Source organism: Caballeronia sp. GAWG2-1, assembly GCF_023631405.1.
GTDB lineage: Bacteria > Pseudomonadota > Gammaproteobacteria > Burkholderiales > Burkholderiaceae > Caballeronia.
Window position 1 is genome coordinate 1 of the sequence record NZ_JALQDD010000039.1, and the last position, 15,214, is coordinate 15,214.

Below are 15,214 nucleotides of genomic sequence, written 5' to 3' on the forward strand. Positions count from 1 at the left end.
GTTGGTCGAGCGATAACTTGTTACGCTCGCAGCTACATATGCGAGAGGCATGCCAAGCAAGCCACCAAGGCGGTTACTATTTTCTAAGTGAATGAATTTAAACGCTAAAAATTATAAAGACGGCTTTTAAGGGCAAGCGTCCATACGCATTCGAAATTGGGGGTGTATTAAAGCGGCAGACAGCGCTCTGGAAAGTGAACGTCACAAACAGACACCCTTGGGACTTGTCTCCGACTCACGATTTCTGAAGCAGACGCGGCTGCGCTCTGAAGGTCTTTTGTCGAGTGCCGAGAGTACATGGCAAGGAGAGCCCGCACGCAATGGCGTCAATCGAATGATGGTTCGAACTCGCTAAGCCACAATGCACTCGTGTCGGCACCGCAGACGAATCCGTCGACGCGCCGAAGGCAACGAATCAAGCGGAGACGGTGCGATTGAGTTCAGCGACTGAAACATGCGATCGTTAAGTCGGGCGAGTTGACGATCTCAAAGGCGGATGACCTTGAGTAGGCCCAGACCATTCATCGGCGCAGTCTGGTTTACTCAACGTTGAAATCAATTGTTCTGAGTGCCTTTCACACCGAAAAAGATCGTCACGCCGTGACTTTCTTAACGTATGTTCCACGCGCCGCGGGCGCGATACCGCTAGCCGTACGCAACGTCAGCTTAGCCACCGGCTTACCGCTCGCGCGATCGATTAGCTGCGAATGCTTTTCGCCGCGTGCAAAAAGGTTGGCTTCACCCCATTGCCGCAACGTGACAATCACAGGGAACAGCGCTTCGCCCTTCGGCGTTAGCGCATATTCCTGATAGGCGGAGCCGTCCGACGCAGGGACCACTTCGAGCACGGCCGCATCGACGAGGAGTCGCAAGCGGTCGGTGAGAATATTGCGTGCGATCCCGAGACTTTCCTGAAACTCGCCGAAGCGACGCACGCCGTCGAACGCATCGCGCACGATAAGCAGCGCCCATCGCTCGCCTACGATATCGAGTGCCCGTGCGACGGGACACGATGAATCCGCAAGACTTTTGCGCTGCGCCATTTGCATTTCTCCAGTCAAATCCGAACCGATATCCGTCTTAGCGACCCACCTCAACCAGTTGCATTTTAAAACAAGTTTGTCTAGGCTAGATTCTAGTTGCATTATGAAACTGGTTAAAGATATAAGGGCAGGGCGATTCATGAATGCCGGAAGCACACCGTGCGACGCGACAGAACAAAACGACAATCCCGCAGAAGATGCGCCGCGCTCACTGCCGTCCGTCCTCGTTTTGCTGCTCGCAGTGTGCTGCGCGGTAAGTGTCGCGAACGTCTACTATGCGCAGCCCCTGCTCGACGCCATTGCCGAAGACTTCCGCATTACGCAGGCAGCCGTTGGCGGCGTCATCACGGCAACGCAAGTTGGCTGCGCGCTGGCTCTGCTGCTGGTCGTACCGCTTGGCGATCTGCTTAACCGCAAGGTCCTGATGTGCATACAGCTCGTCTTTCTCACGGCTGCTCTGGCCATGGTCGGCTTCGCGCATTCGCCGGCGATATTGCTCATCGGCATGGTCGGCGTCGGGATGCTCGGCACCGCGATGACGCAAGGATTGATCGCGTACGCGGCGACACTTGCGCATCAATCGGAACGCGGTCGCGTAGTTGGCGCCGCGCAAAGCGGCGTGGTAGTCGGGTTGCTAATGGCGCGTTGCTTCGCTGGCGTCATCACCGACCTTGCAGGATGGCGCTCGGTGTATCTCATATCGGGTCTACTGGCGGCCGTCATGCTGCTCGTGCTTTGGAACGCAGTGCCGACGCCGCACATGAGCCCGCTCAAGCTGACCTACGCTCAACTGCTAAGGTCGATGTTCATGCTGCTTGCATCCGAGCGCGTGTTGCGGGTTCGTGGCGTGATCGGCCTTTTCATGTTCGCGGCGTTCAGTATTTTCTGGAGCGCGCTGGTCTTGCCGCTCAGCGCGCCGCCGCACTCGCTGTCGCATACACAGATCGGCGCGTTCGGGCTGGTCGGCGCAATCGGGGCGCTGGCCGCAGCGAGGGCGGGCTATCTGGCCGACCGAGGTCTCGGTCAGTGGACCACTGGCATCGCGCTGATCTGTCTTGTGACTTCGTGGATACCCATAAGCCTCATGTCGCAGAGCATGATCGCGTTGATGGTGGGAATCGCGTTGCTCGACCTCGGCGGCCAGGCAGTGCACGTGGTCAATCAAAGCATGATTTTGAGCGGCCAGACTGCGTCGCACGGGCGTCTCGTGGGCTGCTACATGCTTTTCTATTCGGCGGGGAGCGGTATCGGCGCGGCGGCGTCCACTTACGTGTATGCGCAAGCGGGCTGGATGGGTGTCTGCGTCCTCGGGTTCGCCGTAAGTGTGGCTGCGCTCGTTTTCTGGGCCGTTACGTTGCGTTCGCAAAATCGCTAAGCGACGACTCATGCAAAGCCGCTTCGCGAGAAAGGCGAAGCGGCAAATGACGCTTGTCCAGGCGATGTCGACGGGAGACGAATACACCGCACCGAAGAGCAAAATTTTCGATGCTAAGAAGCCGTTAGGAAGGCTATAATTCGCCGCGCAAGGCAGAAACCGCACTACGTAGGCTCTGGATCAACAAGGAGAACCGCCGTGCTTCCATCTGACCGCAATAACGACAAACCTTCCAGCTCGGGACGCCGGCAGTTCCTCGGTTTCACCGGCGCAGGCATGCTAGCGACACTGCTGCCCGGTTGCGGCGGCGACGACAACCACGCCGCCTCTTACCCGCAGACCATTGCGATGGGCCAGCAGGCTATCCAGCAAGCCATCGGCAATACGGCGCAGCCCGTGGCCGCCATCTCGGTTGCCATGCTCAAGGGCAACGACGTCGTGTGGCAGCAGGCGTTCGGCGCATCGTCGGTGCCGAGCCAGACCCAGGCCACGACAGCGACGCGCTTCAATATCGGATCGGTCAGCAAGCTCTTTGCAGGGCTTGCCGCAACGATCCTCCAGGACCGTGGACTGATTACGCTCGATACCCCCATCGTCCGCTATCTGCCCACGTTCTCGATGCTTTCCCCCGAGTACACGCGAATCACGACACGCCATCTGCTGTCGCATTCGTCGGGTTTTCCCGGTACCAATTCGCGCAATCTATTCACGTTCTCGCCGGTTCCCGGCTATGCGGCCGACACGCAGGCCGAGCTCGCCAACACTCATCTGAAGCATTTGCCGGGCGAGCTTGCGGTGTATTGCAACGACGGCTTCACGATGGTGGAGCAACTCGTCCTGGCAATGACCGGGCAAAGCTTCGCGAGCTTCGTCGAGGCGAACATTCTCGCGCCGCTGAAGATGACCAATTCGAGTTATCTGACGAGTGTGCCGACCGATGGCTCGTTCTCGTATCCCTATGTGAACGGCACGCAATATCAGGAGTTCGTCAACGCTTACGCGACGGGCGGGCTGAGTTCGACGCCCGGCGACATGATGAATCTCGCGCGGATGTTCCTCGGCGGCGGCGCGTTCGAGGGCAAGCAGATCGTGTCCGCGGCGGGCATCGCGCAGATGGGTACGGACCAGACAGCGGGGCTCCTGATCAATCCATCGCCGGAATGGCGTTGGGGTCTCGCATGGGATTCAGTCGTGCAACCGGGGCTAGCCGCTGCCGGCGTTCTCGGATGGGAAAAGGACGGCGGCACGGCCTTCTTCACGAGCGAATTCTTCATCGTGCCGAAGGCGCAACTGGCGTTGATGGTGACCGGCAATACGGGCTACGACGCGCGCAAGCTTGCGGAGAGCATCGTGCTTTCGGCATTGAAAGAGGACGGCACCATCGCCGCGCTGCCGCCCACGGTCGGCGGCACGGCGCCTTCAGCGGCTACGGGTCCGGTTATCGCGGACACGGCCGGCATCTACGGCAACTCGGACTCGCCGCTTCAGGTGATCGCCAACGACGACGGCAGTGTGCAACTCAACCAGTGGAATGGTGTGACGCGCACGTGGGGGCAGCTTGGCGCGGGCGCCTATCAGTACCGCAGCGACGGATGGTACTGGAGCAATAGCGATACGGCCTCGTACCGTTTCGCGGTCGTCACCGGAACCGACGAGGACGGCACCCCATTCAGCTATCGTTATCTGATGAAACGCGTCGTCCCTGGCGCGGGCTATGCCTTCCTTACGTTACCCATCGGCCAGCAACTTGCCGCGCTCGCGCCACTCGACGCCGCGTGGCAGCAACGCCTGGGCACGCAATGGCGCGTGACGAACGACTCGCCGACAGCGGTGCCAATAGTGGTCGACGGCAACGAGCCCGCGTATCTCACCAGCCTGCCCGAATTGCCGGGCTACGTGCTGTATGGCAATAGCGACCTTCGCTATCAACTCTTCGTGCCGCTTGCAGATGACCGCGGCGGCATGTCGGTTAAGGTGCCGGGCAACTTCGGCCGCGATCTCTACGAGATTCGCTTTGCCTCGGCGAGCAACGCCACCACGCTGACCTTGGGCAGTTCGATTTACGCGCAGGTGTAACGCCCTCACGACGAAAGCCGTGTCGACGCCTCGCGCGTCGACACTCATCGGCACGTCTAGCAAAACCCTCACGTCCACGTCAAAAGAACCACACGTCTGGTGCCTTGTCGCCATGCGTATGCGTAATGTAATCGATCATGCGAAACGGCTTGCCAAGGGTCGCCTAAGTATCCAAAGCTTAGTATGGCCGTAATCATCGCGATCTCAGTCAAGGCTCATCGAAGCGAAAGATGGTGCGCGTCGCGGCTGGCATGTGGTGTGGTTTGTCGGACGGAAAAGCGCGCAACGGGTGAGCATGAATGACGTATTCAGACGCCGAGACGCACCATCCAAAACTCCGTGGAGTACGAGTGTTAAACAACGCAAGGAGCTGGGCGCCCAGAGGCGCCTGGCGCTATGGAGTGGCACTGGTCGCCGCGCTTGCTGCCTTCGGTGCGCGAGAGTTGATGCACCCCGTGCTGGAAGCGCACATGCCTGCACTTTTCTTCACGGTCGCGGCGGTCCTCGTGGGGTTCTTTCTCGGTATTGGTCCAGCCATACTCGTGGTGGCCATTGGCGTGCCTATCGCCGACTATTTTTTCGTACCACCGTATGCCAATTTCGGATACTTCGACAAAGAGGACGTGATTCTTTTCGTTGCTTTCCCAACGGCTACGCTTCTTTTCCTCTGCATGATCGAGTGGCTTAGACGCACTCAACACGAAGCCAGACTTTTTGCCGAAGTCGCGCGGTCCCGACATCAAATGCTTTTACGGTCCGACAAGCGTAGAAGAAGCGCGGAGGCGTCGCATTTGATTTCAGACCGATTGCTTCGTCAGTTCACGGACGAAAGCGCCGATATCCTATACATAGGGAAGGTTGGGTCGTCCTATGAGTACGTCAACGAATCGTTCGAAAAAGAACTTGCGCCGTTGGAAGGAGAATCGGCTTCATCGCGCCTAATGGCGACATTTTCCGAAGGCGACGCGTCTACGTTTGCCTCGGCCTTCGAACAATCGAGCGACGAGGTCACGAGAAGCTGGGTTGTCAGATTGCCTCGCCGTGATGTCATTGGTTCCGATTTGACATGTCGCTTGGAGCGCTTTCCTACCTCGCACGGCGCGTATCTGATTTTGAAAGTTCCGCCCGAGTCTATTGAATGAGCGCTCAAAACGTATTGATGCAGGATATCGTCCACGCCGCAAGCAGCCGAAATCATGCTGTCTTATTGCTTCATGGCTTGAGAAGCACGCCGCAGGAAATGGGTTATGTGGCCCGGGCGCTCGCCAAACAAGGCTTTGCCGTGCATGTCCCATACCTGCCCGGGTATGGACTTGGAACCGAATGCGGCACGTCCGTCGAGTGGCGCGAGCAGGTCAGGGCGCATTATCGAAAACTCGCGGGCGCGTATGGCAGCGTGTCGGTAGGCGGTCTTTGCATTGGCGCCACATTGGCGCTTGCGCTCGCCATAGAGGAGCCTGAAATTCTTGCGCTGTCGTTACTCTCCGTCACGCTCGACTACGACGGCTGGACCATTCCCTGGTATCACTGGATGCTAGGTCTCGCCTATAAAACACCGATCCGGAATTTCTACAGCTTGCGTGAGCGCTCGCCCTTCGGTTTGAAGAACGAGGCGCTAAGGGCAAAAGTGGCAAAGAGCATGCAGCGTCGAGGGGATTCCGAAATCGGCGCCGCCACTTTATCGATGCACCATATCTTCGAAGCCAAAGCCCTGGCGAAATACGTAACCAAAAACATCGCAAAGATCAAAGCAGACTGCCTGCTGATTCATGCAATAGACGACGACATCTCCACCACCGCGAACGCCGATGTCGTGTATCGCGGTATCGGTTCGACACGTCGACGCAAGATTTTCCTCGACGACTGCTATCACATCATCACGATGGACAATGAACGCGATCTGGTTGCTCGCGAAACGCATTATTTTTTTGAAGAGGCGGCCAAGCTGAAGAACGATGGCTTGAATGCAGTCTCTGTCGCGCGAGCGCAAGGAACGCGGCGTCAGGCTACCCACTCGCTCGCGGAATCTGGCGTCTTCGCGAAGTGGTTTCGCCGCGACCTTTGACGTGACGGTAATGTCGAGCTTTTGCTTCCATCAAGACACCGCCACTCCCAGCGCGTGCCCGATGCCGAACGTGAACGCGGCAGTAGCCAGTCCCACGACAACCTGGCGCATCACCGAGAAGCTTGCGCTGCGGCCATTGAAGAGCGACGTGAACATGCCGATAGCCACCAGCGCCAGCACACTGAAGCCGATGCACTGAACAATGGCGGTCGTGCCGGATGTCCACAGAAACGGCATCGTGGGAAAAATAGCGCCGGCGGCGAACAGACAAAACGACACGGCCGCCGCGGACCAAGGGTTGCCACCGAGTTCAGCCGGGTCCAGACCCAGTTCCTCGCGCACGAGCACATCTAGCGCCTTGTCCTTGTCTTGCATGATCTGCGCGGCCACGCGCCTCGCTTCTTCCGCGCTCAGTCCTTTCGCCTTGTAGATGAGCGTCAACTCGTGTTCTTCCGATTCCGGGCTGTGCTCGAGTTCGTTCTCTTCCTTCGATACCTGCGCCTGCGCAAGCTCGCGTGCATTGGTCACCGAAAGCCATTCGCCCAGTGCCATCGAACAGGCGCCGGCAATCAATCCGGCAAGCGCGGTCAGCAGGATGGCCTTGTTGCCCGAGCCAGCGCCCGCCACGCCCATGATCAGGCAGAAGTTCGAGACGAGGCCGTCGTTGGCGCCGAGCACGGCGGCGCGCAAGTCGTTGCCGGATGAAACGCCGCGATGCCACGACTCGCCTTGCGCGATGTCCGCGCCTTGCGACGCCGCGGGCATGCCCGAGTTTGCCATTGCCTGCACGACGCTCGCATGTCGTTGCTCGTCTTCCGACATGCGTGCGGTGTCCGGATTGCCCGCGTACTTGTTGCGGTCGGCAAACTCCGCAGCCGCAATCGACGGAAGCACGAAGCGCGGTCCGAGCAAATGGACGAGCGCTTGCATGAGATAAGTCTTGGCATTGAAACCGGAAGGCGCCTTTTTTCCGTTTGCCCTGAGTTTATCGGCCCACACGAGTGCATGCATTCGTTCGGATGCGGCGAGTTCGCTAAAGACTTCGCTCCGAGAGCGGTCTTGTTCCACGCGTGACAGCGTCTCGTAGATCGCGGCGCTGTGAAGTTCATCGGCGAGGTTTGCCCGAAATTTTCTGAGTTCTTGTGCGGAAGCCATGTCGTTTCCCATCGCGCGCACTTCTTGCCTTTCGCATGGAGGCGCGCAAAAAATATTCAAGCGACTCTCATCTCAGATGAGAATAAAAACACTTCTAACTCTGCTCACGGTTTTGCGAGCCCAAATGCACAAACGGGCGACCAGCCTTTGAAGGATGGTCGCCCGAATGGGAAATCGAACTGCATGATCGATGGAACAAAGATGCGGTAAGCCCGTTGCGTCAACGCTGCGTCATGCCTCGACGAGACACGTGCTGCGCTACCGTATCACGAAGTTGGGAGGAGCGATTCACTGCACCACACAAATATGCCGCAAAAACGAAAGCATTCGACATCGTCATCCAATGCTTGAACAATCGCTTCCCGATCCAAGCTAGGCGAGATACTTGCTTACAAGAGCGCCAACCCATTCAGTCTCCCTATCTTGATGCCGCGACCGTCGTTCTCCGCACAGCTCTTTGCGCTCTGGATACTCGTGGCGGTCCTCTGCGGGCTGCTCACGGCCGCCGTGTGGCTCATGCTTTCCTCGGCGCTCGGCGAGCGCGTGACCGCCACGAAAAGCCAGGCAACCGCAGCCTGCGCGGCGGTCGCATCGCGCTATGACTTGTCGATGCAACGTCCCGGCGAAACCAATTTCGATCTCATGCACGCGGTCCTCGACCTCGTGCTGATCCGCACCGATGGCATCGAAGGCGGCTTCTGGACCGCGGCCCCTGCAAAGGGCGCACCGAACGGCTTTCTCGCGTACGCCTTTCCCACGTACGAAGGCAGCGGCGTGAAGCGCGATGTCCCCGAGGCCGAAACGCCGCTCATTCTGCGAACGCTAAAAAACGCGGCGAGCGCGAGCCAGATGCAAGAGGATGTCGTGTCGAGCGGCGGCGATGCCGTGGTCGCCGTCGCGTGTCCCGTGCCGCGCCATACCGGCCTCTTTGCGTGGATGCTGACGCGCGCGCATCCACCGCTCGGGCCGTATGGAGAGCGCGCTGCGAGCATTCTCGCGGGCGTGCTTACCATCATCGTCGTGCTTGCGCTCTTTCTTGCGCTGGCCCTCAGACGCTGGAAACGCAACCTCACGCGGCTCGAACAGGCGCTTGCGCCAGCGGGCGCGTTCGAGCAAGGCAAGCGGCTGGAACGGCTCGGCGAGCAGGACCTGGATCAGATCGTCGCGGCGCTCAATCGATACGTCGAACGCGCCGAGCGCCTGCAGCGCGAAGCGAACGCACTGAGCACACAACTCGCGCAGGCGGAGCGGTTCAGCACGCTGGGCAAGATGGCCGCGCAGATCGCGCACGAAATACGCAACCCCGCAGGCGCCATGCGTCTGAAAGCGGAAAACGCGCTTGCTGGCGACGCCACGCGCCGCGAAGCCGCGTTGAAGACGATCATCGAGCAGGTGGGCCGCATCGAATCACAGGTGACGAGCCTGCTTGCCCTGACGCAGCCCGTGACCATCGACGCGCGCGCGGTCGACCCGCACGTCTGGCTCGCGGAGATCGTGCAGTCGCATGAGTCGCGCGCGCAATGCCGGGACGTCTCCCTGCACGCGGAGGTCGAGACAGGCGCGCCCCAGCCCGTCTTCGATCCCGCGCAATTGGCGCGCGCGCTCGACAACCTGGTGGTCAACGCGTTGCGGCATGCGCCACCGGGCGGACACGTGAAGGTGCGCGTGTATGGCGCACAATGTGCGCAGGGCAAACGTCTGCGAGTCGAAGTCATCGACGATGGTTCCGGCGTGAACGTGGCCGAACGAGAGCGCATTTTCGAGCCGTTCGTGACGGGGCGCCCCGACGGCTCGGGTCTCGGTCTTGCCGTGGTTCGTGAGATTGCATCGGCGCATGGCGGGCGCGCCTTTCTTGCGGAAGATTCCAACGTGACGCGCTTTGTGATCGATTTGCCATGGCGACCATACTGATCATCGACGACGACGACGCCTTCCGCGAAGGCCTCGCCGAAACCGTTCAGGACTTGGGTCACACGCCGCTCGAAGCGCGCTCCGGCGAGGCGGCGTTCGAGCGGCTGCGCGAGCACGACACCCCCGACTGCATCTTTCTCGACTTCCGGCTGCCCGGTGCGGACGGTCTCTCGGTCCTGGAATCGCTGCGCGAGAACGCAGACCTTCGACGCGTGCCTGTGGCAATGCTCACCGCGCACGCGACGAGCGACAACACCATCGGCGCAATGCGGCTCGGCGCGTTCGAGCATTTAACCAAGCCTGTCGGCCGCGACGAGATCGCCGCGTTGCTCGAACGCATGCTCGCCGCGCACGCCGATGCGCCCGCCGCCGCGCCGCCGGCATTCGCCGACGAAGCGCGGTCGCGCGAGCCGCAATTGCTCGGCATCAGCGAAACCATGCGCGACGTGCAAAAGCGTCTTGGCCGCGCGGCGGGCACGAGTTCGACCGTGCTCATCACCGGAGAAACGGGCACGGGCAAGGAGGTGGCGGCGCACGTGCTGCATCGCGCGTCGGCGCGCGCCGGGGGACCGTTCGTCGCCGTGAACTGTGCGGCGATTCCAGCGGACTTGCTCGAGAGCGAGCTCTTCGGGCATGGCAAGGGCGCGTTCACTGGCGCGCATGCACAACGGCGCGGGCGCTTCGAAGAGGCGCACGGCGGCACGCTGTTCCTCGATGAAGTGGGCGACATGCCACTTGCCATGCAGGCGAAGCTCTTGCGCGTGCTTCAGGAGCGCCAGGTCACGCCGCTCGGCGCGAATCAAACCATAGCCGTCGATGTGCGCATCGTGGCCGCGACGCATCGTGACCTTCCGGCCATGGTCGCGGCAGGAACGTTCCGTCAGGATTTGCTGTACCGGCTCGACGTGATTCCTCTGCATATGCCGCCTTTGCGTGAACGCGTTGCGGACATCTTGCCGCTCGCGGAGCACTTCCTCTCGACGCTCGCGGCATCGCCGGAAACGCGCAAGCATCTGTCATCCGATGCACAACGTCTGCTCGTCACCTTCGGCTGGCGCGGCAACGTCCGTGAACTCGCCAACGCCATGGAAAGGGCGAGCGCGCTTGCGCCCGGCGCGCTGCTCACGCGCGATGACTTCGCCTTTCTCTTCGATACCGCCGCCAGCGTCAACGACGCCATTCCCGCCAGTCTCGCCGAACTGCCGCTCAACGACGCGCTCGCGCAACTCGAACGGGCGCTGATCGTCCGTGCACTCGCACTCGCCGATGGCAATCGCGCAGAAGCCGCGCGCAGGCTCGGCATCAGCCGCCAGTCGCTCTATACGCGTCTGGCGAACGTCGACTCCTCCAATTCCGGCGACTGAGCAGACGGCAAGTGTCAAGCAACCGGACTGCGTGTGTCCGATTCCTTGACACCGTGGTCGCGTGACATGGCGTCGCCCATAGGCTGCAAGGGGTCGAGGCTCATGGCATAGGGCTTGCAAAAGACTGCGCACCTAGTGGAGGAGTGAGTCATGCAATCGACCTCGAAGTATCCCATTCAACTCAACGCTGTTCGCGTGTTCGGCGCGGCGGCTTGTGCCGCTTTGCTCGTGACCAGCACGGGCTGCGTTGCTCAGACGCAAGCCGCGGCGACACCCGTTGCGCCACCGGCAGCGGCGCCCGTCGTACCTCCGCCGGTTGCCGCCGCGCCCGCACCGACTGCCATGCCCGCGCCGCCGCCTGGTCAGGCTCCGCTCGAATCAGCCGACGCCGGCACGGCAGTGGACACACGGGCCACGGTGGCCCGCTTCCTCACCAACCCGGATGGCGACGTCGACGGCTTTCTGACCGACGACGGCGCGCTCGTGCGCTTTCCGCCGCATATGAGCGCGCAGCTCGTCTCCGCGATGCGTGCCGGCGACAGCGTGCAAATCAGCGGCTTGCGCGATGCGGGCGGCAATCTCAAGGCACAACGCATCGCGGATTCGAGAAGCGGCCAGCAACTCGTCGATACGCCGCCGCTTCCGGGCGCGCAACCCATGCCGCGTGAATTGCGTGGCGCGGGGCTCGCGCATCTGACCGCACAGGGGCAAGTGGCCCATGTCACGACCGCTCCGCGCGGCGAACCGGACGGCGTGATTCTCGCGGATGGCACCGTCATCAAGCTCACGCCTCCGGTCGCGCAGCAGTTTCCGAGTCTCGTCCACACGGGCGCGAAGGTATCCGCGCAAGGCTACGGCACGCGCAATCAGTACGGCACCGCGCTTCAGGCGACGGCATTCGGCGCACCGGGAAAACTCACGCGGCTTTATGACCGCGCTCCGGCCAACCCTTGAACCTGCCGGTTACAAGCGAACTTTCATCGACATCTGAACGAGGAATCAAAACATGCATTGGATCGACCCTGACAGCCTTCCCGAAACGCGTGGCACCGTGACGCGCTTCCTTTTGAATCCGCACGGCGAACTGGATGGCTTCGTGCTCGGCGCCCGTCATGCGCGGCAGGTTCATTTTCCGCCTCATCTGTCGCGCCAGATCGCGCGGCAAATCGCCGTGGGCGATGAAGTCGGCGTGCGTGGCGTGAAGCCGCGCGGCGCGGACATGATCGCGGCGGTCGCGCTCGTGACGAAGACGGGCAAGGTCATTCTCGACGAAGGCCCGCATCACGATGGCAAGCCGCATGAGAAGCCGCACGTCGAGCGCGAGCCGATCGACGCGAGCGGTGAAGTGGTGCTCTCGCTCTTCGGTCCGAAAGGCGAGTTGCGCGGCGCATTGCTCGACGATGGCACGTCGTTGCGCATGCCGCCGCATGCCGCCGCCGAACTGGTCGCGTATCTGACTCCGGGCGCGCATGTCCAGGCGTGGGGGCATGGCGTCAAAAATCGTCATGGCTGCACGATCGAAGTGGACGAGATCGCCGAACTGATCGACGCGTAAAGCAAGCACGACGAGGAGAGCGACATGCTGAGTTGGGTACATTTCGGGGATCTGCACGCTTCATCCGACGATTGTTACCAAAGCCTGAACCACCTGAAGGGGTGATCACCCAATGAATCCTCTCTACGCGCTGGAAGGCCTGAACTTCTTCATGGCCGATGTGCAAGCCGGCATCGGACCATTTCTCGGGGTCTTTTTGCAGGCTCAGGGCTGGCATACGGATGCTATCGGAACCGTGATGACGCTCGGCGGCATTGCGGGGATGCTCGCGACCTCGCCAGCGGGCGCACTCGTCGATGCCACGCGTTACAAGCGCGGCCTGATCGTCGTGGCAGGCGTGATGACGACGCTCGCCTCGCTCGTGCTATGGGTATCGCACGATTACTGGATGGTCGCCGCGTCGCAGATCCTCACGGCGGTGACAGGCGCGGCGCTCGGTCCGGCGGTGGCTGGCGTCACGCTCGGCATGGTGCGCGAACGCGGTTTCGACCGGCAGTTCGGGCGCAACCAGGTGGCCAATCACGCAGGCAATGTCGTGGCTGCGGCGCTTTCTGGGTGGCTCGGCTGGCGTTTCGGCTTCGGCGCGGTGTTCGTGCTCGCGGGCTTGTTCGGCGCGATGACCGTGATCTCCACGCTTCTGATCCGGCGAGATTCGATCGATCACGATAGTGCGCGCGGGCTCGGCGCTTCGTCCTCGAAGGAGCGCGAACACGAGCACGCAAGCGGCTTTCGCATGCTGCTCACGTGCAAGCCGTTGCTGCTGCTTGCCGCTTCACTCGCGATGTTCCACCTCGGCAATGCGGCGATGTTGCCGCTCTATGGCCTTGCCGTCGTCGCGGCACACAAGGGCGATCCAAGCGCCTTTACCGCGCAAACCATCGTCATCGCGCAACTCATGATGGTGGCCGCCGCGTTTTTCGCAAGCCGGATCATTCAACGTATCGGTTACTGGGGCGTGATTCTCATCACCTTTCTTGCACTGCCGCTGCGCGGTCTGGTCGCGGCGATGTTCATCAACGCCTGGGGCGTGTGGCCCGTGCAGGCGCTGGACGGCATCGGCGCGGGGCTGCAAAGCGTGGCCGTTCCCGCGCTCGTCGTGCGCTTGCTGCAAGGCACGGGGCGCGTGAATGTCGGGCAGGGCGTGGTGATGACCGTGCAGGGAATCGGCGCGGCGCTCAGTCCGGCGCTCGGCGGCATGCTCGCCCAGCACTTCGGCTATAAGGTTGCGTTTCTCGTACTCGGAGCCGTGTCCATCGGCTCGCTCTTGTTGTGGCTATTCTTTGGCAGCGCGCTCAAGAAGGCATGCGGCATCCATCGCGATTCTGCCAACGAACCCTCTCTCGCTACATGAATCCGATTTTTCTCTCCTGGGGCATCGGGCTTGCCGCGACTGCCGGCGTCATACTGCGTCCCTTCAAATGGCCCGAGGCGATCTGGGCGGTTACGGGCGCCGTGTTGCTCGTCGCGCTCGGGTTGCTACCGCTGAATCTCGCGTGGCAGGCGATAGGCAAGGGAAGCGACGTCTACCTGTTTCTCATCGGCATGATGCTGCTGTCGGAACTCGGCAGGCGCGAAGGCCTGTTCGACTGGATCGCGGTGCTTGCCGTGAACCATGCCAGGGGCTCGCCCCGAAAGCTCTTTCTGCTCGTGTATCTCCTCGGTGTCGTGGTGACGACGTTCCTTTCGAACGATGCCGCCGCCGTCGTGCTCACGCCCGCTGTTTTCGCTGCGGCGAGGAAGGCGCATACGAAGCCGTTGCCGCTCTTGTACGTGTGCGCGTTCATCGCCAACGCGGCGAGCTTCGTGTTGCCGATTTCGAACCCGGCGAATCTCGTGCTTTACGCGAATCACACGCCCGCGCTGGGCTCGTGGATTGCGCGATTTGCCTTGCCTTCGGTGTTGTCGATCGTTGCGACGTATTTCATGCTGCGCTGGACGCAGCGCGACGAACTCGCTGGCTCGTGCGCTCGCGATCTGAACGTCGAACCGCTCAGCGCGAACGGCAAAGTGACGCTCGCGGGCATCGGCGTCACGGCGGTGGCTCTGCTCACCGTCTCCGCGTTCGACATGCAACTCGGCCTGCCCACCGCGATCCTCGGCATCGGCACCGCTTTGGTGGTGCTCGTGAAAGAACGTCAATCTCCGGTCGAGCTGATGAGCGAGATATCGTGGAGCGTGCTGCCGCTCGTGGCTGGCCTCTTCGTGCTCGTGGAGATGCTGGCGCATACGGGCGTCGTCACGGCGCTTTCGCATTTGCTGGCGCTCGCGTCGCAGCAGAATCAGGCGGTAACGGCGGCGGTGTCGGGCGTGGTCATCGCGCTCGGCAGCAACGCCATCAACAACTTGCCAGCGGGTCTCATTGCAAGCGCGACCGTGCTGCAAGCACATAGCCCCGAACGCGTGATCGATGCGTTGCTGATCGGCGTGGACCTCGGTCCCAATTTCTCGATCACCGGTTCGCTGGCGACCATTCTCTGGCTCTCGTCCATCCGGCGCGAAGGCGAGGAAGTGAGCTTCATGCAGTTCCTGAAGGTCGGTGCGATTGTCATGCTGCCCGCGCTCTTATTGAGCCTCGGCGCGCGGCTCTTAGTCGGAAATTGAGCTCAGGCATTCGAAGACAAACAATGAGCAGCGCGTGGCTAGTCACGCTCCGCACGAGCAGCCGCTCAA

The 15,214-nt window shown here is 61.4% G+C and carries 12 protein-coding genes; 10 read left to right on the forward strand and 2 right to left on the reverse strand.

Annotated elements, in window-relative coordinates; genetic code table 11:
• Positions 1 to 593: 593 nt before the first annotated feature.
• Positions 594 to 1,043: a winged helix-turn-helix transcriptional regulator gene (locus tag NCR98_RS26070; RefSeq protein ID WP_244830522.1), complete on the reverse strand. Its 450-nt coding sequence runs from the start codon at positions 1,041 to 1,043 to the stop codon at positions 594 to 596.
• 139 nt (positions 1,044 to 1,182) lie between these two features.
• Between NCR98_RS26070 and NCR98_RS26075 the strand changes: the two genes are divergently transcribed.
• From NCR98_RS26075 to NCR98_RS26090, 4 genes are all read left to right on the forward strand, one after another.
• Entirely contained in the window at positions 1,183 to 2,418 is a 1,236-nt protein-coding gene (locus tag NCR98_RS26075) for an MFS transporter (protein ID WP_250527758.1), read from the forward strand.
• Positions 2,419 to 2,616: 198 nt separating this feature from the next.
• Entirely contained in the window at positions 2,617 to 4,494 is a 1,878-nt protein-coding gene (locus NCR98_RS26080) for a serine hydrolase domain-containing protein (protein WP_502799811.1), read from the forward strand.
• Positions 4,495 to 4,895: 401 nt separating this feature from the next.
• A complete protein-coding gene (locus tag NCR98_RS26085; RefSeq protein ID WP_250527759.1) occupies positions 4,896 to 5,636 on the forward strand; it encodes a DUF4118 domain-containing protein in 741 nt (246 codons plus the stop codon).
• Entirely contained in the window at positions 5,633 to 6,559 is a 927-nt protein-coding gene (locus tag NCR98_RS26090) for an alpha/beta hydrolase (RefSeq protein WP_250527760.1), read from the forward strand. Before NCR98_RS26085 ends, NCR98_RS26090 begins: the two co-directional genes overlap by 4 nt.
• Positions 6,560 to 6,589: 30 nt before the next feature.
• Here the strand turns inward: NCR98_RS26090 and NCR98_RS26095 are convergent, their stop codons facing one another.
• Positions 6,590 to 7,714 (reverse strand): VIT1/CCC1 transporter family protein, encoded by a 1,125-nt coding sequence (locus NCR98_RS26095; protein WP_250527761.1) that lies wholly within the window; start codon positions 7,712 to 7,714, stop codon positions 6,590 to 6,592.
• A 426-nt stretch (positions 7,715 to 8,140) separates the two neighbouring features.
• On the opposite strand from NCR98_RS26095, the gene NCR98_RS26100 reads away from it, so the two are divergent.
• From NCR98_RS26100 to NCR98_RS26125, 6 genes are all read left to right on the forward strand, one after another.
• Positions 8,141 to 9,625 (forward strand): sensor histidine kinase, encoded by a 1,485-nt coding sequence (locus tag NCR98_RS26100; RefSeq protein ID WP_250527866.1) that lies wholly within the window; start codon positions 8,141 to 8,143, stop codon positions 9,623 to 9,625.
• A complete protein-coding gene (locus NCR98_RS26105; RefSeq protein ID WP_250527762.1) occupies positions 9,610 to 10,989 on the forward strand; it encodes a sigma-54-dependent transcriptional regulator in 1,380 nt (459 codons plus the stop codon). The genes NCR98_RS26100 and NCR98_RS26105 overlap by 16 nt, the downstream gene beginning before the upstream one ends.
• Positions 10,990 to 11,139: 150 nt before the next feature.
• Positions 11,140 to 11,943 (forward strand): hypothetical protein, encoded by an 804-nt coding sequence (locus tag NCR98_RS26110; RefSeq protein WP_250527763.1) that lies wholly within the window; start codon positions 11,140 to 11,142, stop codon positions 11,941 to 11,943.
• Positions 11,944 to 11,995: 52 nt separating this feature from the next.
• Complete coding sequence (locus tag NCR98_RS26115; RefSeq protein ID WP_250494695.1) at positions 11,996 to 12,544, forward strand: hypothetical protein; 549 nt, start codon at positions 11,996 to 11,998, stop codon at positions 12,542 to 12,544.
• A 112-nt stretch (positions 12,545 to 12,656) separates the two neighbouring features.
• Positions 12,657 to 13,895, forward strand: coding sequence for an MFS transporter (locus tag NCR98_RS26120; protein ID WP_250527764.1), 1,239 nt, complete (start codon positions 12,657 to 12,659; stop codon positions 13,893 to 13,895).
• Entirely contained in the window at positions 13,892 to 15,145 is a 1,254-nt protein-coding gene (locus NCR98_RS26125; protein ID WP_250527765.1) for an arsenic transporter, read from the forward strand. Before NCR98_RS26120 ends, NCR98_RS26125 begins: the two co-directional genes overlap by 4 nt.
• Positions 15,146 to 15,214: the final 69 nt, after the last annotated feature.